20 protein-coding genes are annotated in these 25,848 nt (G+C 61.6%); 10 read left to right on the top strand and 10 right to left on the bottom strand.

The window, feature by feature from the left end; all coding sequences use genetic code 11:
- The first annotated feature begins 500 nt into the window (after positions 1–500).
- Positions 501–2,477: a M23 family metallopeptidase gene (locus tag ASE94_RS05600; protein ID WP_156351887.1), complete on the top strand. Its 1,977-nt coding sequence runs from the start codon at positions 501–503 to the stop codon at positions 2,475–2,477.
- A gap of 8 nt (positions 2,478–2,485) precedes the next feature.
- On the opposite strand, the gene ASE94_RS05595 is transcribed toward ASE94_RS05600, so the two are convergent.
- The 5 genes from ASE94_RS05595 to ASE94_RS05575 form a co-directional block, all read right to left on the bottom strand.
- Positions 2,486–2,827, bottom strand: coding sequence for a VOC family protein (locus tag ASE94_RS05595; RefSeq protein WP_062629554.1), 342 nt, complete (start codon positions 2,825–2,827; stop codon positions 2,486–2,488).
- A 125-nt stretch (positions 2,828–2,952) separates the two neighbouring features.
- Positions 2,953–5,568, bottom strand: a complete 2,616-nt coding sequence (gene clpB / locus ASE94_RS05590) for an ATP-dependent chaperone ClpB (RefSeq protein ID WP_062629553.1) — start codon at positions 5,566–5,568, stop codon at positions 2,953–2,955.
- 160 nt (positions 5,569–5,728) lie between these two features.
- Positions 5,729–7,063 (bottom strand): hypothetical protein, encoded by a 1,335-nt coding sequence (locus ASE94_RS05585; RefSeq protein WP_062629552.1) that lies wholly within the window; start codon positions 7,061–7,063, stop codon positions 5,729–5,731.
- A 41-nt stretch (positions 7,064–7,104) separates the two neighbouring features.
- Entirely contained in the window at positions 7,105–8,334 is a 1,230-nt protein-coding gene (gene pepT / locus ASE94_RS05580) for a peptidase T (protein WP_062629551.1), read from the bottom strand.
- Positions 8,335–8,429: 95 nt separating this feature from the next.
- Positions 8,430–9,074, bottom strand: coding sequence for a DUF1345 domain-containing protein (locus tag ASE94_RS05575; protein WP_062629550.1), 645 nt, complete (start codon positions 9,072–9,074; stop codon positions 8,430–8,432).
- 93 nt (positions 9,075–9,167) lie between these two features.
- On the opposite strand from ASE94_RS05575, the gene ASE94_RS05570 reads away from it, so the two are divergent.
- Positions 9,168–9,314 carry a lmo0937 family membrane protein gene (locus tag ASE94_RS05570; protein ID WP_156351884.1) on the top strand — a complete coding sequence of 49 codons (147 nt, stop codon included), beginning with the start codon at positions 9,168–9,170 and terminating at the stop codon, positions 9,312–9,314.
- 98 nt (positions 9,315–9,412) lie between these two features.
- Here ASE94_RS05570 and ASE94_RS05565 read toward each other — a convergent pair whose 3' ends face one another.
- A complete protein-coding gene (locus tag ASE94_RS05565) occupies positions 9,413–11,179 on the bottom strand; it encodes an SLC13 family permease (RefSeq protein ID WP_062629548.1) in 1,767 nt (588 codons plus the stop codon).
- Positions 11,180–11,345: 166 nt separating this feature from the next.
- Entirely contained in the window at positions 11,346–14,630 is a 3,285-nt protein-coding gene (locus ASE94_RS05560) for a DEAD/DEAH box helicase (RefSeq protein WP_162236049.1), read from the bottom strand.
- Positions 14,631–15,052: 422 nt separating this feature from the next.
- On the opposite strand from ASE94_RS05560, the gene ASE94_RS05555 reads away from it, so the two are divergent.
- The 7 genes from ASE94_RS05555 to ASE94_RS05525 are packed head-to-tail and all read left to right on the top strand — an operon-like array spanning position 15,053 to position 22,412.
- Positions 15,053–16,651 carry a TIGR04028 family ABC transporter substrate-binding protein gene (locus tag ASE94_RS05555; RefSeq protein ID WP_244483981.1) on the top strand — a complete coding sequence of 533 codons (1,599 nt, stop codon included), beginning with the start codon at positions 15,053–15,055 and terminating at the stop codon, positions 16,649–16,651.
- A gap of 52 nt (positions 16,652–16,703) precedes the next feature.
- A complete protein-coding gene (locus ASE94_RS05550; RefSeq protein WP_062629546.1) occupies positions 16,704–17,648 on the top strand; it encodes an ABC transporter permease in 945 nt (314 codons plus the stop codon).
- Positions 17,645–18,484, top strand: a complete 840-nt coding sequence (locus ASE94_RS05545) for an ABC transporter permease (protein ID WP_062629545.1) — start codon at positions 17,645–17,647, stop codon at positions 18,482–18,484. The genes ASE94_RS05550 and ASE94_RS05545 overlap by 4 nt, the downstream gene beginning before the upstream one ends.
- Before the next feature lie 2 nt (positions 18,485–18,486).
- A complete protein-coding gene (locus ASE94_RS05540; protein ID WP_156351893.1) occupies positions 18,487–20,133 on the top strand; it encodes an ABC transporter ATP-binding protein in 1,647 nt (548 codons plus the stop codon).
- Positions 20,130–21,152: a putative FMN-dependent luciferase-like monooxygenase gene (locus ASE94_RS05535; RefSeq protein ID WP_062629543.1), complete on the top strand. Its 1,023-nt coding sequence runs from the start codon at positions 20,130–20,132 to the stop codon at positions 21,150–21,152. Before ASE94_RS05540 ends, ASE94_RS05535 begins: the two co-directional genes overlap by 4 nt.
- A 14-nt stretch (positions 21,153–21,166) precedes the next feature.
- Positions 21,167–21,811: a CMD domain protein gene (locus ASE94_RS05530; protein ID WP_062629563.1), complete on the top strand. Its 645-nt coding sequence runs from the start codon at positions 21,167–21,169 to the stop codon at positions 21,809–21,811.
- 13 nt (positions 21,812–21,824) lie between these two features.
- Positions 21,825–22,412 (top strand): alkylhydroperoxidase domain protein, encoded by a 588-nt coding sequence (locus ASE94_RS05525; protein ID WP_062629542.1) that lies wholly within the window; start codon positions 21,825–21,827, stop codon positions 22,410–22,412.
- A gap of 53 nt (positions 22,413–22,465) precedes the next feature.
- Here the strand turns inward: ASE94_RS05525 and ASE94_RS05520 are convergent, their stop codons facing one another.
- Both ASE94_RS05520 and ASE94_RS05515 read right to left on the bottom strand, forming a co-directional pair.
- Entirely contained in the window at positions 22,466–22,912 is a 447-nt protein-coding gene (locus ASE94_RS05520; RefSeq protein WP_061908129.1) for a hypothetical protein, read from the bottom strand.
- 58 nt (positions 22,913–22,970) lie between these two features.
- Positions 22,971–24,698: a PAS domain-containing methyl-accepting chemotaxis protein gene (locus ASE94_RS05515; RefSeq protein ID WP_062629540.1), complete on the bottom strand. Its 1,728-nt coding sequence runs from the start codon at positions 24,696–24,698 to the stop codon at positions 22,971–22,973.
- 206 nt (positions 24,699–24,904) lie between these two features.
- Between ASE94_RS05515 and ASE94_RS05510 the strand changes: the two genes are divergently transcribed.
- Positions 24,905–25,348 carry a GNAT family N-acetyltransferase gene (locus tag ASE94_RS05510; RefSeq protein ID WP_062629539.1) on the top strand — a complete coding sequence of 148 codons (444 nt, stop codon included), beginning with the start codon at positions 24,905–24,907 and terminating at the stop codon, positions 25,346–25,348.
- Positions 25,349–25,456: 108 nt separating this feature from the next.
- Here the strand turns inward: ASE94_RS05510 and ASE94_RS05505 are convergent, their stop codons facing one another.
- On the bottom strand, positions 25,457–25,828 hold the full coding sequence (locus tag ASE94_RS05505) for a group II truncated hemoglobin (RefSeq protein ID WP_348270955.1): 372 nt from the start codon (positions 25,826–25,828) through the stop codon (positions 25,457–25,459).
- Positions 25,829–25,848: the final 20 nt, after the last annotated feature.

Genomic DNA, 25,848 nt, shown 5'->3' with positions numbered 1-25,848 from the left:
CATTCGCGTCGTCAGCGTCGCGGTTTCTAGTGAAGTTCTTTTTCACTGTCAATCGCTTTTTTCAGAATTTCAGCAGAACCGAATTTCCGAGAGTTGCTTAATGTCCGAATTTTCGTTCGTTTTCAGCAACTTGGCTTTCGTCGTTGGCGTCTTGCGGCGCCGCGGTCTCAAGCGATGACCGGGTTATAGGGGCGGTCCTTTTTTCTGTAAACCCCCCATCGTGACAAAAACGACATTTTCCAAATTGGCTCGGATTGCCTGTGTGGAAAACTCGACTGAACCACCAGAGATTTCAGGCGCTACGGTCTGTTCGTGGTTTCTGGTCCCTAAACGGCAGCGTGATCGCCCCTAAAAACCCACTCCCCGCTTTCGCCGCATTTTCGCAGGATATGACGGCCATTGTAATCGGCCTCCCGTCTCCTTAGGTTGCGCGTATATAAAGGAGCGGCCGACGCACGGCCCCTTGGGGGAAGACCAGTTTATAAGCGAAGGACGGCGCGTTGAACGCTGCGCAAAGAAATCGCCATGCTTCCCTGTTGCGCGCCAGCGGGTTTGAAGAAGGCCCGGCCCTGACGATGCAATCGACCGATGGCGAAATTCCCCAAGGACGGGAATTGAGCTTTGCCTGGTTGAGCGGCACGGTGATGACCGGTTTGACCAGCGTCCTTCTTATGGGCGCGGCACTCTATGTCTCCTTCCAGGGTCAGGACACGTTCTCGACCGCCTATAAGGCATTGCAGCTCGCGGCCCCGCGGCTGAGCCAGACCCTTTCCAGCGACATCACTGCCAAATCATCGCGCGTCCGCCCGGTTGCAGAAACCCGCTCGGATCTCGAAACTATCGAAGCGTCGGTGCGCCAGGTGGTCGATGGCCGCGAAATGTTGCGCAATCAGCCATTCATCCGTCTTCGGGCGACGCTTGCAACGACGGCGACAAATCTCTCGGCCGACGCGCCCTCTTATGATCCCGTCGCTATATTGAATGCCACCCAGCCGCTCCAGGCCGTGGCGCTCGATCTCAATGCCGACGTCTATGGCACCGATGTCGATGGTGAAGTCGCGGTGAAAACCGCCGACATGCCGCTGAGCTACATTCCCAAGACCGACATTTCCGATCAGGTCGCCGCCGACTTCGTCCGTGGCAGCGCTGACGCCACTTTCTATACGGAAGACGCGCCGCCGACCCTGGCCTATGCCGCGCTTGGGCCCAGCCTTGAAGACCTGACGAACCAGGGCGCCGGCACAACGCCCAATGGCGTTGCGGAAAATGTCACCGTCGTTCCCAAGACTACGGTCGCTGCCGCCAATGGCCCCGGCCGCACCGAACGCTTCATGACCGTGCGCGAACTCGGCCCGCTTGCCGATACATTGACCCGCAACGGCTTCACCGCCGCGCAGGTGTCGATGGTCGAGGCGACGCTTTCCAATCTTATTCCTGCAGGTGGTCTCCCCGCCGGCATCCGCCTTCGGATTCTCTATGGTCCCCTGACCAGCGACGCCAATAGTCTCGTGCCCTATCGCATGTCGATCTATCGCCCAGAGGGCACGCCGGGCGATCCGCATATCGCGACCGTCGCCCTCAGCGACAATGGCCAATATGTCGTCGGCCTCCAGCCGGACTGGGTGGATTTCCCGCAAGAAGATATCGAGCAGATCAATGTCGGCAATCTGCCCACGGTCTATCGCTCGATCTGGGAAACCGGCCGCAAGCATGATCTGAGCGATGATACAATCGAGCGGATTATCGGCATGTTCGCCTACGACGTCGACATGAACAAGCGCATCGCGGCCGGTGACACGATCGAGATCCTCGAAACCCAGGATACGCCGGACGCCAAGCCCGAGCTTCTCTATGTGTCGCTCACCCTATCGGGCACAAAGCGCCAGCTTTATCGGTTCGCAACCGCCGACGGCACGGTCGATTTTTATGATCCCGACGGCGAAACCGGCAAGCGCTTCCTCAATCGCCGTCCGCTAGAAGGCGGCGGCACGCTTCGCTCCCGCTTCGGCTATCGCATCCATCCGATCTTCCACACGCGCAAATTGCATACCGGCGTCGATCTTGCGGCCCGTACCGGCACCCCGATTTATGCGGCCGGCGATGGCACGATCGAATATTATCGCTGGCAGTCGGGCTACGGCAACAAGATCGAAATCAAGCACGTCAACGGTTACGAAACCGCCTATGGCCACCTCTCGCGTTTCGTCGACGGGCTTGGCGTAGGCTCGAAAGTTCGCCAGGGCCAGGTGATCGGCTATGTTGGTTCGACCGGCCAATCGACGGGCCCGCACCTCCATTTCGAGATGCACATCAATGGCAATCTCGTCGATCCGCTGAGCGTTAAACTGCCCAAGGACAATGTGCTGGCGGCGCAATATCGCGATAGCTTCAAGCAGGCTATGGCTCAGATCGACGATCTCCTCGCGCGAGAAGGTACGCCGACCAAGGTCGCTGCGGCAACGCCCACCACACCCTAAAGCGCGCGCTATTCGGCCCGGGCGATCCACACCGCCAATTCATTGCCGCCCGGCTCGCGGAAATGAAACCGGCGTCCGCCCGGAAAATCGAACTGCGCCTTGGTGATGACGCCGCCGGCGGCGATCACTCGGCGCTCGGCATCGTCGATATCATCGGTCCGCACGATGGCCATTGTTGCGCCGACCTTATCGAGTGCCTGATCGACACCGCCATCGATCCCCGCATCATCGATCGCATCATAATCCGGTCCGTAGCTCGTCGCGCCCCAACCGAAGGCCGCGCGAAAGAAGCCGATCGTTGCGGCCCGGTCGGTCGAAGGAAATTCGATATAGTCGATTTTGTCTGTCATGGCCGCCCTCCAAGGTTCTTATTTTGTTCTAACTACGAAGAGTGACCGTTTCAAGCGGGATTCGATGCGCACTCCAAAAGAAAAGGGCCGATCCTGCGATCGGCCCTTCCCGTAAGCTCTGGTGACTATGCCGCTGCGTCTTGTTCCGCCGCGCCGCCGGGAAGGAGAACGATCCCCTCGTCCCCGGCATCGACGATGACCCGCGATCCATCCGAGACCTTGCCCGACAAGATCTCCTCGGCCAACTCGTCCTGCACGGCGCGCTGGATGACGCGCTTAAGCGGACGCGCGCCATAAGCGGGATCGTAGCCTTCGTTCGCCAGCCACTCCCGCGCCTTGGCGGTGAGTTCAAGCGTGATGTCCCGATCGTGCAGAAGCTTTTCGAGCCGGCCGAACTGGATATCGACAATGGAACCCATGTGTTCGCGCCCAAGGCGATGGAATAGCAGGATTTCGTCGATCCGGTTCAAGAACTCAGGCCGGAACGACGCCTTGACCATGTCGAGCACCTTGCCCCGCACGAGCTCCACCGATTCCCCATCCTTGAGATCGACGAGATATTCCGCGCCGATATTGGAGGTGAGGATGATGACCGCGTTGCGGAAATCGACCGTACGCCCCTGCCCGTCCGTCAGCCGCCCATCGTCGAGCACCTGGAGGAGAACATTGAACACATCGGGATGCGCCTTTTCGATCTCGTCGAAAAGGATCACCTGATAGGGCCGACGCCGCACGGCTTCGGTTAGCACGCCGCCTTCGTCATAGCCGACATAGCCCGGAGGGGCGCCGATCAGTCGAGCGACGGAGTGCTTTTCCATGAACTCGGACATATCGAGCCGCACCATGGCGGTCTCGTCGTCAAAGAGGAACTGCGCCAAAGCCTTGGTCAATTCGGTTTTGCCGACCCCGGTTGGTCCGAGGAACATGAACGAGCCGATCGGCCGGTTCGGATCCTGCAAGCCGGCACGCGACCGGCGTACGGCCTTTGCCACCGCCGCCACGGCTTCGGACTGCCCGATGACGCGCGCGCCAAGCGAGGTCTCCATGTGGAGGAGCTTTTCGCGTTCGCCTTCCATCATCCGGTCGACCGGAATGCCCGTCCAGCGCGACACCACCTGGGCGATATCGGTCGGCTCGACAGTTTCCTTGGCCATAACCGGATCGGGCTTGCCATCGCCATTCGGGTCGTCCGCCGTTTTCAGCCGCTTTTCGAGATCGGGAATGACGCCATAGGCAAGCTCGCCCGCGCGCGCCAGGTCCCCCTGCCGCTGCGCGATTTCGAGCTGGGAACGCGCGGCATCGAGCTCTTCCTTGAGCTTGGTCGATCCCTGCAGACGTTCTTTTTCCGCAAGCCACTTTGAGGACAGTGCCTGCGCCTGTTCTTCGAGCCCGGACAGATCCTGTTCGAGCCGGTCGAGCCGCGTGCGCGAGCCGTCGTCGCTTTCCTTCTTCAGCGCCTCGCGCTCGATCTTGAGCTGCATGATGCGCCGATCGAGTTCGTCGAGCGCCTCGGGCTTCGAATCCACCGCCATGCGCAGCCGCGCTGCCGCCTCGTCCATCAAGTCGATGGCCTTGTCCGGCAGAAAGCGGTCGGTGATGTAGCGGTTCGACAGCGTCGCCGCGCTCACCAGCGCCGAGTCGGCGATGCGAATGCCATGGTGCAGTTCGTACTTTTCCTTGAGCCCGCGTAGGATCGAGATCGTATCTTCGACGGTCGGCTCGGACACGAAGACCGGCTGGAAGCGCCGGGCCAGTGCCGGATCTTTTTCGACATGCTTGCGATATTCGTCGAGCGTCGTCGCGCCGACGCAGTGAAGCTCGCCGCGCGCCAGAGCGGGCTTCAAGAGATTGGACGCATCCATCGCCCCATCCGCCTTGCCTGCGCCGACAAGCGTATGCATTTCGTCGATGAAGAGAATGATCTGCCCCTCGGCCGACTGCACTTCCGACAGCACAGACTTCAAGCGCTCTTCAAACTCGCCGCGATACTTCGCGCCGGCAATCAGCGCGCCCATGTCGAGCGACAGCAAGCTTTTGTTCTTGAGCGATTCCGGCACATCGCCATTGACGATGCGGATGGCCAGACCTTCGGCGATCGCCGTCTTGCCGACGCCGGGTTCACCGATCAGCACCGGATTGTTCTTGGTGCGGCGGCTCAGCACCTGAATGGTGCGGCGGATTTCTTCGTCGCGGCCGATAACCGGGTCGAGCTTGCCTTCGCGCACATCCTGGGTCAGGTCGCGGGCATATTTCTTAAGCGCATCATAGGCGTTCTCAGCCGAGGCCGAGTCAGCCGTCCGGCCCTTGCGGATTTCTTCGATCGCGGTGTTGATGCCCTGCGGCGTCACGCCGGCAGCGGCCAGAATGCGCCCGGCATCGGTGTCTTTTTCGACAACCATGGCCAGCAGCAATCGTTCGGCCGTGACAAAGCTATCTCCGGCTTTCTTTGCGGCGCTTTCTGCGGTGTCGAACACGCGCGCCAAGTCACGGCTCAGCGACAGTTGCGCAGCATCGCCTGAAACTTTTGGAATCTTGTTGAGCGCCGCCTCGACGCCAGCGCGCGCAGCCTTAGCGTCGCCCCCGGCGCGTTCGATCAGACCCGAGGCCAAGCCCTGGTCATCGTCGAGCAGCACTTTTAACAGATGGACCGGCGCAAACTGCTGGTGGCCCTTGCCCAGCGCCGTGGTCTGCGCGCTCTGGATAAAGCCGCGCGAGCGCTCGGTGTATTTTTCGATATTCATTCAACTCTCCAAGTCTTGCTCGCCACCCAGCCCCCAAGAGGCACCGGCATGACGACGGAAGCGTCGGTGATGAAACGCCCGAAAAACCCGGCGCGCTGCATCATCGAAGAGATATATGGGAAGGATTTTTGGGGCGGCAATGGTGGGGAGGAGGATGTCGCTAAATGCGTAGTTCCGCTCCACGCCCCGGCGACACATCGACCCGGATCCACCCGTCCCCATCGCGCCGCCCGATCAACTCGACCCGGGCGCCAGTTTCATAACTGTAGAGCATATCCGCGCCCATCTGATATGGCTCCGGCGCCGCGTCATAGGCCGCCAGAAAATGCCGCCCGATTGCTCCGCGCTCCGCCGGGGGCAGAGCGGCATCCACCGCCGCCCAAACCTCCGCGTCATCGAGTACCGCACGCTCGCGCGGATAAAACACACCCGCGCCACGCGACAACCCCGGTTCGCCATAGTGGATCACAAACGCGTCCACACCCTTCCGCCACTCCGGCACATATCGAATGCGTGCTGTATCCGCCTTGGGGTGCAATACGCCATAGTAAGCCGCCAAATGCAGGTGCGCGGCCACCGCAATCTCAGCCTCGGCGTCATCGCCCAGCTCGACCAGCACCGGTTCCATGCCCGGCACCACGCCGCGGATTTCTGTCGCCGCCATCGCGGCAAGATCGCTCCGTCCCGCGCGCCAGAGTCGCCGCACCGCATCGGGATGATCACCAGCCAGTTCATGCACGTGAAAATCGATGCCGTTGAACGGCAGGTCCTGCGGCTCAGGTCCCCGCCGCCGCTCGATGATGTCGAGCATCCACTCAAGCGGCTCAAAGCCGAGATTGTCGAAATCGGACTGCAGGAATCCCGTCGACGACCAATAAGGCCCGGCAATCCCCGGGCGCTCGATTTCCCGTGCCGTCAGCGCCGCAATGAAATCGGGATCGAAATAGGGCCCGTCCGCGTCCTGCGACTCGCCGGCCCCCATCCGCCCCAAGACATGGGCAGCACAAGCCCGCACATGATCAGACGGATGATCGAGAATTTCGGGCAGACCCGAGCCATCCCAATCCGCAATCCCGCCAATAAGGACAATCAGGCCTTCGACCCGCTCAGCCAAGGGCCCCGTGCTGCGCGACAACACCCTCCGCAACCACGGCAGAATGACCTGCGGATAAGGCTCGCTATCGCCTTTGTATCGCAGCTCATGGAGGAAAAACGCGACGACATCGTCGTGCCGCTCTGCCTGCCTGTCGACAAGGCCAAGCAGCCACCGCGCACGCTCAAGCTTGGCGGCCGTTGCCGCTTCACTCTCATCGAACACTTGCGCATGTTCCGACCAGAACACGGCCATGGAGAGCCGCTCGATGGCTGCCGCCCGCGTTTCGGCATCGTCGCTCTCGACGAGCGCCGCGACACCTTCATACCAATCGGGCCAGTCCTTGGCCTCGAATTGATGCAGCGGCGCCTTGAGAAGGGATGAGGTTGCGGTCTTTTCCATGCCGCAACCCTAGCAAAGCATCCGACAATATTGAGGCAGGCTCAGGCCCGCTCTTCCCAGACCTTGGCCAATTCGACGATCGTCTGCACCGCCCGCTCCATATCCTGCCGGCTCACCCATTCGAGCGGCGAGTGGAAGGCGTGGCCGCCGGCAAAGATATTGGCGGTCGGCAGGCCCATGAACGACAGGCGCGAGCCATCCGTGCCGCCGCGGATCGATTTTTGCACCGGAGTCATCCCGGCCCGGCGGATCGCCTCGGCAGCGTTTTCGATGATTTCAGGGTGCTGGTCGAGCACCTGCTTCATATTGCGATATTGCTCATGGGTGGTGATCGCATAGCGCGAGCCGGGGAAATCGGCGAGCACCGACCGGGCGAGATCATCGACCATGTCGCGCTTTTGCCGCAGGCCTTCCTCGGTGAAATCGCGGATGATCATCTTGATCACCGCCTTTTCCATCGACCCGGTGACTTCGGTCGGATGCACGAAGCCGTCGCGACCCTCGGTCCCCTCGGGCGACACATCGCGCGGCAACCGCGCGAGGATCGCGCCGGCGATCTTGATAGAGTTTTCCATCCGGTCCTTGGCATAGCCGGGATGGATGGCAACGCCGGTGATTTCGAGCGTCAGCCCATCGGCGGAAAAGCTTTCGTCCTCGACATGCCCGGCCGTGCTGCCATCCATCGTATAGGCAAAGCGCGCACCGAGTTTCTGCAAATCCGCCTTGTCCACCCCGCGCCCGATTTCCTCGTCCGGCGTAAACAGCAGTTTTATCGTGCCGTGCCGGATCGATGTGTCCTCGAGCAGAATTTTGGCCGCCGTCACGATCTCTGCGAGGCCAGCCTTGTCGTCGGCACCAAGCAGGGTCGTGCCGTCCGTCGTCACCAGATCATTGCCGATCTGGTTCTTGAGCTCGGGATGCTCGGCCACCTTGATGACCCGCCCGGAATTGCCGAGCGTGATATCCCCGCCCTGATAATTGCTGACGATTTTGGGCTGCACCCCGGTCCCCGAAAAATCGGGCGCCGTGTCCATATGCGAGCAGAAGCAGATGACGGGAACGTCCTTGTCGGTATTGGCCGGCACCGTCGCATAGACATAGCCATGCTGGTCCATATGCGCGTCGCTGAGCCCGATCGCGAGCAGTTCCTCGACCAGAACCCGCCCCAGATCCTTCTGCTTTTCCGTCGATGGCTGGCTCGGCGAATCCGCGTCGGATTGTGTATCGATGACGACATAGCGGAGGAAGCGATCGAGAACGGTATCGGTCATGGGTCTATCCGGCAGATAAAAACGACATTGCTTCAGCATAACGCGGCGGAGGCCTGAGGCACACCCGGGCAGAGCCTATCTGTCCACCCAAAATCTCACGTCTGCCCACCCAAAATATTGATGGCATAGGCGAGAATGCCGATGTTGAAGGCGAACGCCGCCATGGTGTGGATCAGCACGACGCGCCTGAAACTGCCGCTCTCGATGCTAACATCGGAGGTCTGGAAGGTCATGCCAAGCGTGAAACTGAAATAGAAAAAGTCCCAATAGTCGAGCGTGTCGACCTTGGGGAAATCGAGCCCGCCGCGATCGGAGCCATCGGCCTGCCCATAATAGAGGTGGGCATAATGGAGCCCGAAGACGACATTGGCGAAGAGCCAGGCGAGCGCCAGCGTCACGAGGACAAGCGGAATTTCGCCTGCAGCGCTGATCTTGTCCCCCACCAGGGTCCCGATGGAAACAAGCACCACAAGCAGAATGACGATGGTAATCGCCAATAGCCCCGTGCGGTTGGTGTCGTTTGCCGCAGCGCTCCGGCGCATGTCGAGCGCGTCATGGCCGCGAAGCCGCAAGAGGTAGAGCAGGAACACCACACAGGCCGCATCGAAGCCGAACAGCAGCGATTCCGAAATCGGGACCCCAGCCAGCAGCGCGCCAGAAACCGCGACGACGAGCGCCACCGCAAAGGCAATGAATGAAGGCGGCGCGACATAGGCACGAAGAAGACCGATCACGCGCATCGACAAGGGCCCCGGTTCTGTTCCAGCCAATTGGAACGTCCCGATGTCTTCTACATTAGCTATGATCTGATGCGAAACAGGACGGAGACCCAGATGCTTTGGATAATTGCGATCATTCTGCTCGGACTATGGGCCGTCGGGCTCGCCTTCAAGGTCGCTGGTGCGCTGATCCACCTTCTCCTCGTGATTGCCGTGATCGTCGTCCTCTTCAAGCTCTTCACCGGCCGACGCAGCGTCTAACGCCGCGCAAAGCCTGATCAGTTAAGTTTGGATATCAACATGCTGCAGAGGCTGGGCGCGATCCGCACCCAGCTTTTTGTGCTGACCCGAGGCTCTGTCTAGAGCGCCCAGACTAGCAAGAGCATGGGCACCGAGACAAGGATCACCAACAGGGACAGCGGCAAGCCCAATCGCCAATAATCGCCGAACCGATAGCCGCCCGGCCCCATCACCAGCGTATTGCACTGGTGACCGATGGGCGTGAGGAAATCTGAGCCCGCGCCAATTGCCACAGCCATCAAGAAGGCCTCAGGCTGATATCCGAGATCGGCCGCAAAGGTCGCTGCGATCGGCGCCATCACCAGCACGGTCGCGGCATTGTTGAGGAACGGCGTCACAGCCATCGCGACGACCAGAATGAGCGCCAGCGCCCCATAGGCCGGCAGCACCGACGCCGTCGAGGACAGCCAATTGGCAATCAGGTCCGTTGCCCCGGTGGTGCGCAGCGAGTCGCTGACCGGGATCAGCGCTGCCAGCATGATCAGGATCGGCGCATCGATATGGGTATAGACATCACGCAGCGGCACGGTGCGGGTCGCAACCATCAAAACGGCGGCGGCAAAAAACGCGATCGGCACTGAAACGAGGCCAAGCGCCGTACTGCCCATGGCAAGGATGAGGATCAGCACCGGGATAAGCCCATTGCGGATGCTGCCAATGGTCAGGTTACGCTCGACGAGGGGCAAACAGTCCCAATCGCGCAACCGTCCGGGCAGTGTGTCGAGATCGCCCTGCAGCACGAGGACGTCGCCGACGTTAAAGCGGATCTCCCCCAGACGCTCGGTCAGGCGTTTATCGCGACGCGCAACGGCGAGGAGGTTGAGACCTTCAGCGTCGAACAGTGCCAATTCCTTGGCGGTGCGGCCGACCAGCGACGAACTATCGCCCACGACGGCTTCGACAACCCCGACTTCCCTCGCGGATACCGCATGGTCGCGCCTTTCGGAAAAGGCGAGCTTTCCCTGCGAGACGATCCTGTCGAGTGCATCGGGCTCGCCCTCGACAATCAGCAATTCGCCTTCATGGACGAGTGAATCGGGCAGCGGCAGGCGGCGCTTGCCGTTCGCCGCAATGATGCCGGTGATCATCGCCTGGCCACCGCCAAGCCGCTGCACCGCGCCCACGGTTTCCCCGATGCTGGGAGAATCGGCCGGCACGCGAACTTCGGTCGTATAGTTCTTGATGGAGATCGCCTGATCGAGCGAGCTTTTGACTTGGGTGCGCTCGGGCAGAAGGCGATAGCAAAGCGCCAGAAACACCACGCCCACCAAAGCCAGCGACGCGCCGACGGGCGTAAAATCGAACATCGTGAATGGCGCGCCGGTCAGTTCCTCGCGCACGCGGGAGACGATCACGTTTGGCGAGGTACCGATCTGCGTCATCAGACCACCGAGCAGCGCGCCAAAAGACATCGGCATTAGAAACAGAGACGGCGACACACCAGACTTTCGCGCCATCTGAAAGGCGATCGGCATCATGATCGCCAGCGCACCGATATTCTTGATGAACGCAGACAGCAGAGTGACTGTCAGCACTAGAACCACCAGTTGCGCGCGCGGCGTCCGCAGATTGGGCGCAAAGCGCCGGACGGCAACTTCCATGACGCCCGAGCGCGCCACTGCGGCGCTGACGACAAGGGCGCTACCGACGATCACGACGATATCGTCGGAAAGGCCGGTGAACGCATCCTCGGGCGCAACGATCCCCGCTGCAACTGCCGCCAGAAGCGCCCCGACGGCGACCAGATCATAGCGCCATCGGCCCCAGACGAAGGCGACCATCATGAAGAAAATGATGCCGAACGCGAAAATTTGCGGCGTGGTCATTCAGTGTACTCCCCCAGATTTGGGCAACGGCCCAACCTGGCGATAAGTCGAAGCCAGGCAGCAATTTTTCGCGCGTCGTAAACAATTGCCTGATGCAAGCATCGCTTACATAGATCGCAGCAACAGCTCTCTTGCTCCTGCTCCCGTGAACAAACCGCTGAGTCGATCACGCCGGGATTTCATCGAGCAGGATCGAAAGCTCAGCCAGGGGCTCCGCGCCCTCGTCAAGCTTATGGACCAGCCGCTCGCCTGCCTGCTCCAGCCGCTTGTTTGAAGCCAGTCTTTTGCCAACGGCCTTATCCGCCGGCGTGAAGGCAATGGCGCGTGGACCGGCATCGATCTGGGTGACACCAAGCGCTGCCGCCTTGAGGCCGAAGCGCGCGTGGTCGAGCAACATCTCCACCTCGGGTGGGCGCTCGCCAAACCGGTCTTCCAGTTCATCGGCGAAATCATCCACCTCTTCTGGCCGCGAAAATCGCTGCAACCGGGCATAGAGATTGATGCGCAGCACGGCCTCGGGCACGTAGTCGATCGGGATACTGCCCGATGCGCCAAGGTTCAGCTTTGCCGAGCGCCGCTTTTCGGTTTCCTCTCCCTTGGCCCGACGCAGCGCCCCTTCCAGAAGTTGCTGATAAAGGCTTGCCCCGATCAGATGCAGGTGTCCGGCCTGATCTTCACCCAGAAGATCCCCCGCCCCGCGCAATTCGAGATCGCGTGCGCTGATCTCGAACCCGGCACCCAACCGGTCGAAGGCTTCGAGCGTCGAGAGGCGCGCACGCGTTGCTTCGGCAATCTCCTCGTCGGGCGCGGTATAGAGATAAGCCACGCCCTGCGCTCGACCGCGCCCCACCCGGCCGCGCAATTGATGCAATTGCGCCAGTCCAAAGCGGTCGGCTCGCCAGATCAGCATCGTATTGGCGCGCGGCACATCAAGGCCACTTTCGATGATATTGGTCGCGAGCAGCACAGCGCCCTCGCCATTGGCAAAGCCGAGAAGCGCGGTATCGATCTCCTTTGCCGGCAGTTCGCCATGCGCCACGACAATGCTGAGATCGGGCACGATGCGCACCAGTTCCTCGGCGACCTTAGCGATGTCTTCGATGCGCGGCACGACGACAAAGCTTTGCCCATTGCGGCGCTTCTCGCGCAGCAGTGCCGTACGCGCCGATGCCGCATCGAATGGCACCAGGAACGTCCTGATCGGCCGCCGTCGCGCTGGCGGTGTCGCGATAATGCTCGCGTCCTGCAATCCCACCATCGCCGCCTGCAAAGTGCGCGGAATGGGCGTCGCGCTCATCGAGAGCATATGAACGCCTGCGGTCATCTCCTGCAACTGGCGTTTGATCTTGGCGCCAAACCGCTGCTCCTCGTCGAGGATAACGAGACCCAGTTCGGGCAGGCTCACATCGTCCGCAACAATGGCGTGCGTCGCAACCACGATGCGGATCTCGCCGCTCTCCAACTGCGCCTTCACAGCCTTGTTCTCGGCCGTCGAATTGAGACGCGAGAGGTGACCAATCGTGATGTCGGTGCCCGCAAAGCGACGCTCGAAACTATGGAGATGCTGCCGCGCCAACACCGTCGTTGGCGCGACGACAGCCACCTGCTTGCCGGCCAGCGCCGCAGCCGCTGCCGCTCGCAGCGCCACCTCGGTCTTGCCAAAGCCAACATCGCCACAGACGAGACGGTTCATGCGCCGGCCTGAGCCGAGATCCTCCAGCACCGCGGCAATCGCCGCTGCCTGGTCGGGCGTTTCGGCATAGGGAAAGCGCGTGGCAAGGCGTTGATAGGCCGCCTTTGGCGGCCGCAACACCGGCGCTTCGGCCTTGAGCCGCGCTTCGGCAAGTTCGGCCAAACGCGCGGCGGCCTCATCGATCTCGGCACTGACGCTGGCGCGCTTCTTGAACCAGGCATCGGTATTGAGCCGATCGAGCGTCACCGCGTCGGGCTCGGCGCCATAGCGCCATAGCTTGCTGAAATCCTCGACTGGCACCAGCAGCGATGCATCGCCATGATATTCAAGCCGGATCGTATCCTGCGCGACGCCATCAACCTCGACCTGGGTCAGATCGCGCAGAATGCCGACGCCGTGGTCTTCATGGACGACGACATCGCCCACCCGCAATTCGACCGGCGCCAGCAATTGCTGCGCCGATTGGGTTGCATTCAATCGGCTCCCCAGCACATCGGCTGCCGCGATGACGACCAGACCGGCACGCGCATCGACAAAACCCTCGTCGAGATCGAATGGCGCCATGTGGACGCCAGCCGATCCATCCAAGGCATCGAGCCCACCGTCGAGATCCGAAACCTCGACGCCCTGCCGCCGTAGGATTTTGCGCAATGGCTGCTGCTCGCCCGGCGTTCCGCAGACGATCACTTGCCGCTTGAGCGCCAACTGCTCCTTGATGAAAGCGCCAAGGCTCGCGCTCGGGCTGCGCACCGCCGAAAAGTCCGGCACTGCCTCGATCTGGTAGAGATCGACATTCAGCTCTTCGGTCTTGGCGCAAGCCGCATCCCAAGCCTTTGCATCGAGATAAAGCTCGTCGACCGGTCGGGGTTTTCTCGCTTCCCCGAAATCGCACGCTGTGGAATAGGCTTCGGCGATCTGCTCGTGGATCGCCGCGATATTCTCGTGAGCCATGGGCGAAACGACCATTCGTCCCTTGGGCAGATAATCGAACAGCGTCTCGAGCCTGTCATAGCGCTCGCCGAGCCGATGCTCGTCGACATCGACCGTATCGGCGTCCTCCGCGATCCATTCCGACGCGGGACCCAGCTGCAGCGTCTCGATTTCCTCGAGCGAGCGCTGGCTGCGCGGATCGTAACGCGTCATCGTTTCGATCGTGCCGTCTTCAGCGTCCGTAATCCGGATCGGCGCATCGGCATCGGCCGGAAACACTTCCACTACATTGCCGCGAATAGCGATCTCGCCGGGCTCGTCCACGCGATCATCGATCACATAGCCCGTACGCAACACGAAGCGCTCAAAAGCCTCGCGATCAAGCACCTCTCCCCGCGTCAGGGTAAGAAGCGCCGCGCCGACAATTTTGCGCGGCGGCAGTTTCTGCACCACGGCCTGGGGCGAGGTGACGACGATCCGACCGGTTTTGGCCGGTTCGGTCATGCGCCGCAGGCTGGCCATGCGCCGTCCCATGCTTTCGCTCGATGGCCGGGCACGATCATAGGGCAGACAATCCCAGGGCTGCAGATGGAGCACATCCGCCCCGGCGGCAAAGCCGGCCAGCGCCCGCGCCGTCTCCTCGCTCCGCCGTTCGCTCGAAGCGACATAACAGAGGTCGCCGCCGCTTTGCGTCCACAACTGCGCCAGGCGAAACCCAACCGCCGCAGCCGGAGGTTGCGTTGCCGCCCGGCTGTCGCCGTTTTGCTGGTTGGGAAGGCCCGATGGCAGAAGAGGCGAGACAAGCGCTGGATCGTTCTGACTAGCCACGGGCCAGTCCCTCATCTGCGCAGGAAAAACCGACGGCTACCGGCAGCAAGAGACCGATAGAGCGCGAAGACGATAAGACGGACATGCGTGAGGACTCCATGTGTCATCCAATACCCGCCGTCCCCCATGGTTCCGATGGAGCGGTTGAGGTGCGCTCGCGCATATCACGGGTTTCAGGTCCGGCCCTCTTTTAGGCGCGCTCATGCGTGCCGAAACGCGCGGATTTTCAAACGGACAACCCTCCGGGCAAAAACTGCTACGGCGCCGCGGGATATTAGACTACCAGTTTCATAGACATTGTTGATTTGTGACGCCCTCGGGATAGGCTTTGCTCCGGTTAGGGCTGCAGGGCGGCCTACGAAGAAAAGGGTCACACCGTGTCATTGTTCGTGCGCGTCAGCGGAAAATTCAGTCGCCTTCTGGTGGTCGGGGCGCTTTTGTCCTCGGTATCGGCCAGTGCGGTTCTGGCTCAGGAAAGCCCTGTGCAGGGCGGCACGCTCGTTTATCTCGAGCAGCAGGCCCACACCAATCTCTATCCCCCGGCCGGCGGCTTTTATCCCAATAGCGGCATTCTCAATCAGATCACCGACAAGCTGACCTGGCAAAACCCAGAGACACTCAAGAACGAGCCCTGGATTGCACAGAGCTGGGAGATCAATGCCGACGCGACCGAATATACCTTCAAGCTGCGCGATGGCGTGACCTTCTCCGATGGCACCCCGCTCAATGCCGAAGCCGTCGCCAAGAATTTCGACACCTTCGGTCTCGGCAACAAGGAGCTGGGTTATCCGGTCGCCGAAGCGATCAACAACTATGACCACAGCGAAGTCATCGATCCGCTGACCATCAAATTCGTCTTCAAGGCGCCAGCCCCCGGCTTCCTCCAGGCGACATCGGTGATCGGCTCAGGCCTCGTGGCTCCGAGCGTCCTCGATCAGCCCTATAACGAATTGGGCGATGCGACCAAGATCATCGGCTCCGGCCCCTTCGTTGTCGAAAGCGAAGTGCTCGGCCAGAGCCTCAACCTCAAGGCCCGCGAGGATTATGCGTGGGGGCCGGAGAGCCTTGCTCATCAGGGTCGGGCCTATCTCGACGCCATCCAATATGTCGTGACGCCGGAAGACAGCGTCCGCATCGGCGCACTTCTCGCCGGACAGGCCGATGTCATCCGCCAGATCCAGGCCTATGACGAGGCGCAGGTGGAGCAGCAGGGTTATGAAATCCTCTCCGCGCCAACCCGCGGGGTCAACAACAACGTCTCCTTCCGCCCGGAAAATCCGCTCGTCGCCGATCTAAAAGTGCGTCAGGCGCTGACCGCCGCGACCAATAGCGAAGAGATCGTCTCGACGCTTTTTTCGAGCCACTATCCGCGCGCCACGTCGGTGATCGCCTCGACCGCTTCGGGCTATGTCGATCTCTCTGACAAGCTGGCCTTCGATCAGGACCGCGCCAAGGCGCTGCTAGATGAGGCCGGCTGGGTTCCCGGTGCCGATGGCATCCGGGAAAAAGACGGGAAAAAGCTCGAGCTCAATATCTATGAGTCCCTGCCCCAGCCGCAAAACCGCGCGACGCTCCAGCTCCTCAGCCAGCAATGGGCTCAGGTCGGGGTCAAGCTCAACGTGCTGGCCGGTGATAGCGGCAGCGCAACGACGGACAATCTCGACCCGCTGAAGACCCCGCTTCGTCCAGCCATGGTCGGTCGTGCCGATCCCGATGTGATCAAGTCGAATTTCTATCCGACCAATCGCGACTCGCTTTTGCAAAAGGGCGGCACCAACCCCAATGCGACCTGGGAAGATCCTGAACTCAACAAGCTCCTTCTCTCCATCGCCTCGGAGCCCGATAGCGACAAGCGCCTCAAGCTCACGGCCGATGTTCAGGCCTACCTCCTCGACCAGGCCTATGTGATCCCGATCTTTGAAGAGCCGCAGGTCTTTGCCGGTGCGCCCTATGTCCACGACGTCACCTTCGACGCCGTTGCCCGCCCGAGCTTTTACAACACGTGGCTTTCCCCGCGCTGATCCCAAACCAGGGCGCCCCGCCATCGGGGCGCCTCCCTTTCAGGAGTTGGCGATGACCCAAGCGATCGTTTCCCGCATCGGACAGGCCCTGGTGGTGCTGCTCCTTGCGTTCACGGCGTCCTTCCTGCTGCTCCAGGCGTTGCCTGGCGACGCCATCCTGATCAAATACCAGAACCCGGAAATGGGCCTGACACCCGAGCAGATCGCCGAAATCCGCGTGCTCTATGGCGCTGATGCACCGATTTGGGCGCAGTATGGCAATACGCTCTTGAATTTCCTCCAAGGCAGTTTCGGCTATTCCATTCAGGCCGGCGTGCCGGTCAATACGCTCCTTGCCACCAATCTGCCGCCAACCCTGCGGCTCGCGAGCCTCGCGCTCATCCTCGCCATTCTGCTGGCATTCGCCATTGCATTTGCCGCGACCCTCGCGCCATTCCGCTGGCTGCGCAACGCCCTCGCCTCTTTGCCGGCGCTGATGATTTCGGTGCCGGTCTTCTGGCTCGGCATCATGCTGATCCAGATTTTTTCCTTCCGGCTGCGGCTCGTACCGATCATCAATCCCAATGAATTCCAGGCGCTGATCCTGCCGGTGCTGACGCTGGCTCTGCCAATTGCGGCGCCGCTGGCGCAGATCCTCATCCGTAGCCTCGACGAAGTCGAAGCCCAGCCCTTCGTTGCCGTGGCCCGGGCCAAGGGAGCGACGCGCAAAGGCGTGCTCTGGCGCCATGTGCTGCGTAACGCACTCTTGCCGGTCCTGACCATTGCCGGCCTCCTCTTCGGCGAACTGCTGGCCGGCGCCGTCGTCACCGAAACCGTCTTCGGCATCAATGGCCTCGGCCGGATCACCGAACAGGCCGTGAGCAATCAGGATACTGCCGTCCTTCAGGCCATCGTCATCCTCGCCGCCGGTGGCTTCATTCTCATCAATCTCCTGGTTGATCTCGCCGCGCCCCTCATCGATCCGCGTCTTAAAAGAACAGTGGGAGCCCTCGCATGACGACGCTCGATCTCTTTGGCGCCCGCGCCCCATCGCGCCGCATTCCGCGCTTTGATCCGACGCTTGTTCTATCCTGGGCCATCATCGCGGTCGTGCTCGCCTGGGCGGTGGCCCCCGGTCTCTTCACGCCCCATAGCGGCACGGTCGGCATTGCCGGCAATCAGCTCAAGGCGCCCGACGCCGCCCACTGGTTCGGCACCGACGAAATCGGCCGCGATGTCCTCGCGCGTATCATCTATGGCGCCGCCAATTCGCTCGCCGGCGCCATCGTCGCCGTCGCGGTCGGCTTTTTCGGCGGCACGGCGCTGGGCCTCGTCGCCGGTTCAGTGGGCGGCAAGCTCGACATCGCCATCATGCGGATCGTCGATGTTCTCCTGTCCGTCCCCGGGCTTTTGCTGCAGCTCTCGATCATCATCATTTTGGGCTTCGGCACGGTCAATGTCGCCGTCGCCGTCGGGGTCACAATCGTTGCCGGCTTTGCCCGGCTGATGCGCTCCGAAGTCATCCGCGTGCGCCAGGCCGATTATGTCGAAGCCGCCTTCGGCAGCGGAGGGCGCTTTGCCGCCGTGCTGTGGCGCCATGTCCTCCCCAACTCGCTCGGCACGGTCATCGCCTATGCCGCGCTCCAGTTCGGCAGCGCCATCCTCGCGATTTCGACACTCGGATTTCTCGGCTATGGCGCGCCGCCGCCGACCCCGGAATGGGGGCTTCTGATTTCGGAAGGCCGCAAATATCTCACCGCCGCCTGGTGGCTGACGACCTTTCCGGGCCTTGCCGTCATTCTCGTCGTGCTTGCCGCCAATCGCATCAGCCAATCGCTGCGTAGATCATCATGAACATGCTGGCCTTTCCCTCCAAAAAGTCCCTGCTCGATATCCGCGACCTGACCATTTCCTATCATCTCCCCGAAGGCCGGCGGCAGGTGGTCAATGGAGTGTCGTTTTCCATCGGCGAAGGTGAAGTCGTGGCGCTGGTCGGCGAATCCGGTTCGGGCAAGACCACCACGGCTCAATCGATCATCGGGCTCTTGCCCGATAATGGCCGGATCGAGAGCGGCAGCATCCGCCTCAACGACGCCGAACTCAGCGATTGGGCGTCCCGCCGCTTCGATGCCATTCGCGGCAAGGTCGTGAGCCTTATACCGCAGGACCCCGGCAGCTCGCTCAATCCCGTCCTGACCATCGGCCGGCAGGTCGAGGAAATCCTGAAACTTCACGGCTGGCGCGATCGCAAGGCGCGCCACGCGCGCGTGCTCGAACTGCTTGGCCGCGTCGGGCTGAGCAATCCCGAACTGCGTGCCAACCAGTATCCGCACGAACTTTCGGGCGGCATGAAACAGCGCGTGCTGATCGCGATCGCCGTCGCGCTTAAACCAGCGCTGATCATTGCCGATGAACCGACAAGCGCCCTCGACGTCACCGTCCAGCACCGCATCCTCGATCTCATCGATGAACTGCGCGCTGAATCCGGCACGGCCGTCTTGCTTGTCACACACGATCTCGGTGTCGCCGCGGATCGCGCCGACCGCGTAGTGGTCCTGCGCAAGGGCCATGTCGAGGAACAGGGGCCGACGTCTGCCCTGCTCGCGCGGCCCACAAGCGCCTATGCAAAGCAGCTACTCGCCGATGCGCCCTCGCTCGCGCCAAAAGGGTTTAGGGACGCCCCAGAAAATCCCGAAGCCGCCATCGAGGTCCGCAACCTCCGCCAGGAATTCGGCCACGGCAAAACCCGTGTCCTTGCCGTCGATGATGTGTCTTTCTCCATTGCTCGCGGCACGACCCATGCGCTCGTCGGTGAATCCGGTTCGGGGAAGACGACGAGCGCCCGCAGCATTGTCGGCCTCCAGCGCCCAACATCCGGCAGTATTCTCATCGAGGGCACGGAGGTCACGTCGCTTTCGGGCGAAGCGCGCCGGCTGTTCCGGCGCGATGTGCAGCTCGTCTATCAAAACCCCTTCACCTCGCTCGATCCGCGCCAGCGCATCCTCGATATCGTTGGCGAACCGCTACGCAATTTCGAAACCTTGACCCGCAAGGCGCGTGACGAGCGCGCAGCCGCAATGATCGAGAAAGTGGGCCTGCCGGCCGATGTGATCACGCGCAATCCACGCGCCCTCTCGGGCGGTCAGCGCCAACGCGTCGCCATTGCCCGCGCGCTGGTCCTCGAACCGCGCTTCCTCGTCCTCGATGAAGCCGTGTCGGCGCTCGACGTGACGGTTCAGGCGCAAATCCTCAACCTTTTGACCGAGCTTCAGGACCAGCTCGGGCTGACCTACCTCTTCGTCACCCACGATCTCTCAGTGGTGCGCCAGATCGCCCACACCGTCACGGTGATGCAGGCGGGCCAAGCGGTCGAAACCGGCCTGGTTGCGCGCGTCTTCACTGAGCCAGCGTCTCCTTACACAAGCGATCTCCTTGCCGCCATTCCAGGCCGGCGCCTCGGCGCCAGCCATCCCGTCCTCCACTATTCAGGAGCCGCCGAATGACCAGCCCCAAGCGCCTGGGCTTTTTCTCCCGCCTGCTCGACAGCGTGTCGCCCGGCGAACGTTATCGATTGGGCGCCGAACAGATCATCCATGCCGAGCGGCTGGGATTTGACAGCGCCTGGGTCGCCCAGCACCATTTCAACTATGAAGAAGGCGGGCTCCCGTCGCCCTTGGTGTTCCTCAGCCACGTTGCGGCCCGGACCAAAACCATTCGCCTCGGCACCGGCATCATCACCCTCCCGCTCGAACAACCCATTCGCGTCGCCGAAGACGCTGCCGTGCTCGGTCTCTTGAGCAATGGCCGGCTCGAACTTGGCATCGGTAGCGGCGGCACCGCCAGCTCCTTCGTCGCCTTCGGGCTCGAAAGCGCCGCGCGTGGTGCGATCAATGGCGCCAATCTCGATGTCCTACGCAAGGCCCTCGGCGGCGGCGATCTCGGTGGCGGCAATCACCTGCACCCCGAGGGCAAGCCGCTCCTCGAACGAATCTGGCAGGCCACATTTTCGGTCGATGGCGGCGCCCGTGCCGGCGCGGCGGGCGATGGGCTCATGCTCTCACGCACCCAGCCGCGCGCGCCGGACAATCCGGACGCCAGCCTTGCCGACCTGCAGCATCCGATCATCGATGCCTATCTCCAAAACCTGCCCCGCGGCGTCGAACCGCGCATTCTCGCGTCGCGCACGCTCTTCGTCGCGGATGAGCAATCGACGGCGCTCGAATGGGCCGACCAGGGCCTCCGCCGGATCGCAGAGAAGTTCGCGGCGGGCGGTCATATCCTTTCGGGCAATACATTGCCCGATCTGATCCGCGCCTTCGACACCCATGTCGGCACAGTCGAAACCGTGATCGACAGCCTCTCGCAGGACACGACGCTCGCGCGCGCCACCGACATTTCCTTCCAGGTCCACTCGGTCGATCCACCGCACGAGTTGATCCTGCGCTCGCTCGAACTCACCGCCACCGCCGTCGCGCCCGCGCTCGGCTGGCGCGCCCGGCCATCCATCGCAATCGCCAGTTGAACAAGGATTTTTCCATGACCACCGATCTCATCGATCGCGTTCTGTCCATCGCGCCGGGGTCGCATCTCGACCAATTGCGCCGCCACCGCGAAGTGGCCCGCGACAATATCGAGAAAGCCTACGTAGCGCTGTTCGAACCCGTGAATACAACCGAGGTCAGTTCACTCGAGCGCTTCGCCATTGCCCGTTTCGTCACCGGTCTTCATGGCCCGCTTGTCCTTGGTACCCATTATGCCAAGGCACTCGACAGTGCCGCCGATAGGTCCGATATCGTGGCGGCAATCACGGCGGAAACCGCCGCGGGCAAGACCACCGGCCCCTATGGCACTTATCCCGAGGGCCCACTGTCCTCCGAAAACAAGGTTGGCCTGATTTACACGGTGTCTTTGGAAAACCGTTCGGTGCTCGGCGAGAAGTTGAGCGCAGCTCTCGAACATGCCCATCTGCTGGTCTTCCGCCCGCGCGACGCAAGCAAGGCAGCGCTCGATGCGCTCCTTGCCGCAGGCTGGAGCACGGCCGGGATCGTCACGATCTCCCAGCTTGTGGCCTTTCTCTCCTTCCAGGTACGCATCGTCGAGGGCCTCAGCGCGCTTGCAGCGCATCCGGCCGCCAACAATCTCAACGATCGCCTGCCTGAGGCAGCGTCCGCCACCGCCTGAGGAATTTCGACCGATGTCGCACACCAATACCCCCAATATCTTTACCCAGGACGAACTCGGCTGGACCCCCTGGCTGGAGCCGCTCGCCGAAGCCGAACTGACCGAGCGTTACTGGGCCGGTCTCGTCGATGCGTCCCGCGCAAAGTCTCCCTATTTCATGCTGCTCGCGCATGATCCCGAAGTGCTCGAAGCCCGCACCAAGGCCGACAAGGATATTTTTTACAATCCCAATGGCGGCCTGCCCCGGGCCGAACGCGAACTCTCGGCCACCGCGACCTCGCGGCACAATGGCTGCATCTTCTGCGCTTCGGTCCATTCGCGCTTTGCTTCCAGCCATTCTAAGCGCCGCGACGATGTGCAGAAATTGCTCGATGAAGGCACGGGCGCCGATCTCGGCGAGCGCTGGAATGCCGTCAAGGATGCGGCTGTCGCCCTCAGCGATACCCCGATCGCCTTTGGCAGCGCGGAAATCGACAAGCTGCGCGCAGCCGGCCTCGATGATTTCGAGATCACCGACGTGATCTCGGCCTCTGCCTTCTTCAACTGGGCCAATCGCCTGATGCTATCAATCGGCGAACCACTGCCTCCGCAGCAGAAATAGCCTTGGAATCCGGCGTCGCTTTATAAACGCGGCGTCGGATCATTTGCCGATGGCTACGGCAAACAGTCCTGCGCAAAATCCTCGGTGCGGAGTGAGCCGTCAGCCGGCGCCTCTCCCAATGAGTACCAATACTGATTTGCCGCCACGACCTCGACCGTTCCGCTGTTCGAATGTCGGCCGAAGCGGACCTCTACTTGGTCATCCACGACACACGCCCTGTCGCCGTCCGACATAACAAGCCGCGTGCCCGGATAGCCCTTCGTCGTCAGCGCCGTTCCAATGGCATCAGCCAATTCGTCATCATCTGCGTCGAGATGTTCGCTCCCCGCGGCCGTGGCAATGCGCGCAACCTGGTAGAGATCGAACATGCTTGCGCGGCCGCTTGATCCATCAAAGGGCGGACCCGCCGGGATATCGCCTTCGATGATATCCTGCGCGTGCGCGGCAGAGATCAGCATCGTCGCCAAGGCAAGAACCGTCAGAAGTCTCGATGCCCTCATGGCTACACTCCCAATCGGTTCATTCTGCCGCAGCGAACAAGATCACCCTGACTTACGATTATGCAGCGTGACTGTTAGTCCCGAGAGGAACCGTCGAGCGCTGGCCTTGCGGGATTGAGGTTCCGTCGCGCTGGACCTGACGCCGGTTGAGCTTGAACAGGTCGACCAGTTGCGCGAGCGCATCGGCACCGTGCTGCAGCGTCGCACTGATCTCGGTCGTGCGGTCGCTCATCATGGCGTTTTCCTGGGTCATCCGGCCAAGCTCGCCCACCGAATTATTGATCTCGCGCAGCCCCATGGACTGATCCTGCGCAGCGCTCGCAATCGCATCGACATTCTGGTCGATCGCCTTCACCAGTTCTTCAATTTCCCGGATGGTTTCACCGGTCCGGCCGACGAGACGCACCCCGTCCATGACCTTGGCGCCCGAATTGCTGATCAGGACCTTGATGTCCTTTGCAGCCTTGGCCGAGCGCTGGGCCAGTTCGCGTACTTCGCGCGCAACGACGGCAAAGCCCTTGCCCGCATCGCCCGCACGCGCCGCTTCGACGCTGGCATTGAGCGCGAGAAGGTTGGTCTGGAAGGCGATGTCGTCGATCACCCCGATGATCTTGTTGATCTCGCCTGACGCCAGTTCGATATCTTCCATCGCGCTGACCGTCTCGGTCACGACCAGCGTCGAGGCCTTCGTCGATTCGCGTGCGGTCTGGACGAGCTTGCGGGTTTCCTCGGTATTGGTGGCCGATGAGCGGACCGTCGTCATGATCTGCTCGAGGGAGGCCGAGGTCTGGCGCAAGGCGGCTTGCTGCTGCTGGGAACGGTCCGAGAGCTGCAAGGCCGCCTCATACATTTCCTGGCTGCTTTTGCGCACGTCGCCGGTCTGACCCAAGACACTGACCAGCGTCTTCTGGATTTCGCCGATGGCCATATTGTAGTCGGCCCGCAGGCGCTCGAATTCGCCCACCAGCGGATAATCGAGGGTCACGCGGATATTGCACTGCGACAGCCGATTGAGCGCTGCGCCCAATTCTTCGACGGCCGACATGCGCTCCGTTACGTCGGTCGCAAATTTGACGACCTTGAACACATGGCCCTTGTCGTCGAGGATGGGATTATAGGACGCCTGGATGAAGACGCGCTTGCCACCCTTGCCGAAGCGGAGGAACTGGTCGGTCACGAACTGCCCGGCCGCGAGCTTTTTCCAGAACTGCCGATATTCGGTCGAGTTCGCATAGTCCGGCGCGCAGAACATCGCGTGGTGACGGCCGACGATCTCGCCGGCGCTATAGCCAAGCACTGAAAGGAAGTTTTCGTTCGCCCCGAGGATCGTGCCATCGGGCGTAAATTCGATCACGGCTTGCGCGCGCGATAGGGCCGCCAGTTTCCCGTCGTCCTCGGCGCTCTTCATTTTGGCCGGAGTGATATCGGTCGCGATCTTGACGACCTTATAAGGCTTGCCGCGCCGGAAGACCGGATTGTAGGTGGCTTCGATCCAGATCTCGTCCTTGGCCTTGGTGATCCGCTTATACTGGCCCTGGTCGAACTCGCCCTTGGCAAGGTTGGACCAGAACGCCTGATAGGCCGGCTTTTCGGCATCTTCGGGCAGAACGAACATGCGATGGTGCTTGCCCACGATTTCCGAGCGGTCATAGCCGAGCGCCTTGCAGAAATTGGCATTGGCATCGAGAATATTGCCCATGAGGTCAAACTCAATGATCGCCTGCGATCGGCCGATCGCTGCCAACACAGCATCTGAATCGGAATCCTTGGGAGCAAAGATCGGCATGCACGTCATCCTGTATTGGAAAGAGGGGCGCCAAGCGCTTGCCTTGCCAATCCAAAGACTTGAGGCCGCTCGGTATTCCCCGCAATCACGGAAGAAAGATCCAAGCAGAACGCGCACCGAACTGACTGCCCTATTTAGGGCTTAGATTTTCAAATATTGGTTAATTACAGTCCAAACCAAGACTAGATCGCGGCCTGAAAGGTCAGATGACACCCATCCTTCGCACTGCGTTTCAAGCCGATATCCCGGCGATTTTCGATGTCCGCACCAGCGTGAAAGAAAATCACATCTCGCTCGAGCGGATGGCCGAAATGGGCATCACGCCCCAAACGATCGCCGCCGCGCTCAGCGCGCAACCTTGCATCTGGGTCGCAGAACAGGATGGCGAGGTGATTGGCTTTGCCATGGCCGATACCGACGAGGCCTGCGTCTTCGCGCTCTTCGTCCGCCCGGAATGGGAAGGCCATGGCATTGGCCGCGGTCTCATGGCCCGCGCCGAAGCATTCCTTTTCGCGCGCCATGACACCATCTGGCTCGGGACCGATGCAACCTCCAGCGCCGCGCGCTTTTACGACCGGCTCGGCTGGGTGCAAAAACACCAAATGGAAAGCGGCGACACCCGCTTCGAAAAGCAACGCGCGCCTTCCTAAAACTCTGCCCTCAACTGCCCCCGGGACTATACGGCCCCTTGGCCTCGCCCCAACCCCATCGCGGCATTGGTGCCATTTCGGACACCGTGGCGCCGGGCTGAGAATTGATCACCGCAAGACGCGATCCCATTCGAGATAGCTGATCAAGGCCGAAGCAAATTCTGGATCTGCCGGAAGCCCGAGATCGGTATAGCTATCGAGCAACAGATTGATCCACCGCCGCCGCATCGGCTCGGAAAGCTGGCGGTTGAGATGGTGCCGCACCATTTCAAGATGCCCGCCATGCGCTTCGGAATAAAATGGCGGCCCACCCAGGACCTCGGCCAGAAACTCGGCCACGTGACGCGGATGCTCGGGGTCCATCCGCGCAAAAACCGGCCCCAGCAGGTCATCGGCGTGAACGCGCTGATAAAATGCTTGGGTGAGACGGGACAGTGCATCAATGCCCCCGATCCAGTCATATAGGCTAAGTGTCGTCATGGCGCTCTCCTCAGGCGCCA

Origin of the sequence: Devosia sp. Leaf64, from assembly GCF_001421945.1 — a bacterium.
Lineage (GTDB): Bacteria > Pseudomonadota > Alphaproteobacteria > Rhizobiales > Devosiaceae > Devosia.
Note: the sequence above shows the minus strand (reverse complement) of the source record. Positions and strands in the feature narration are given on the sequence as shown.

What these genes read in the sequence shown, in the direction of transcription:
- ASE94_RS05595 (WP_062629554.1), bottom strand. Translation starts at nt 2,827, where the DNA reads ATGACAGACAAAATCGACTATATCGAATTTCCTTCGACCGACCGGGCC.
- ASE94_RS05510 (WP_062629539.1), top strand. Translation starts at nt 24,905, where the DNA reads ATGACACCCATCCTTCGCACTGCGTTTCAAGCCGATATCCCGGCGATT.
- clpB (WP_062629553.1), bottom strand. Translation starts at nt 5,568, where the DNA reads ATGAATATCGAAAAATACACCGAGCGCTCGCGCGGCTTTATCCAGAGC.
- ASE94_RS05585 (WP_062629552.1), bottom strand. Translation starts at nt 7,063, where the DNA reads ATGGAAAAGACCGCAACCTCATCCCTTCTCAAGGCGCCGCTGCATCAA.
- ASE94_RS05545 (WP_062629545.1), top strand. Translation starts at nt 17,645, where the DNA reads ATGACGACGCTCGATCTCTTTGGCGCCCGCGCCCCATCGCGCCGCATT.
- pepT (WP_062629551.1), bottom strand. Translation starts at nt 8,334, where the DNA reads ATGACCGATACCGTTCTCGATCGCTTCCTCCGCTATGTCGTCATCGAT.
- ASE94_RS05515 (WP_062629540.1), bottom strand. Translation starts at nt 24,698, where the DNA reads ATGCCGATCTTTGCTCCCAAGGATTCCGATTCAGATGCTGTGTTGGCA.
- ASE94_RS05570 (WP_156351884.1), top strand. Translation starts at nt 9,168, where the DNA reads ATGCTTTGGATAATTGCGATCATTCTGCTCGGACTATGGGCCGTCGGG.
- ASE94_RS05540 (WP_156351893.1), top strand. Translation starts at nt 18,487, where the DNA reads ATGCTGGCCTTTCCCTCCAAAAAGTCCCTGCTCGATATCCGCGACCTG.
- ASE94_RS05565 (WP_062629548.1), bottom strand. Translation starts at nt 11,179, where the DNA reads ATGACCACGCCGCAAATTTTCGCGTTCGGCATCATTTTCTTCATGATG.
- ASE94_RS05520 (WP_061908129.1), bottom strand. Translation starts at nt 22,912, where the DNA reads ATGAGGGCATCGAGACTTCTGACGGTTCTTGCCTTGGCGACGATGCTG.
- ASE94_RS05525 (WP_062629542.1), top strand. Translation starts at nt 21,825, where the DNA reads ATGTCGCACACCAATACCCCCAATATCTTTACCCAGGACGAACTCGGC.
- ASE94_RS05535 (WP_062629543.1), top strand. Translation starts at nt 20,130, where the DNA reads ATGACCAGCCCCAAGCGCCTGGGCTTTTTCTCCCGCCTGCTCGACAGC.
- ASE94_RS05575 (WP_062629550.1), bottom strand. Translation starts at nt 9,074, where the DNA reads ATGCGCGTGATCGGTCTTCTTCGTGCCTATGTCGCGCCGCCTTCATTC.
- ASE94_RS05505 (WP_348270955.1), bottom strand. Translation starts at nt 25,828, where the DNA reads ATGACGACACTTAGCCTATATGACTGGATCGGGGGCATTGATGCACTG.
- ASE94_RS05530 (WP_062629563.1), top strand. Translation starts at nt 21,167, where the DNA reads ATGACCACCGATCTCATCGATCGCGTTCTGTCCATCGCGCCGGGGTCG.
- ASE94_RS05550 (WP_062629546.1), top strand. Translation starts at nt 16,704, where the DNA reads ATGACCCAAGCGATCGTTTCCCGCATCGGACAGGCCCTGGTGGTGCTG.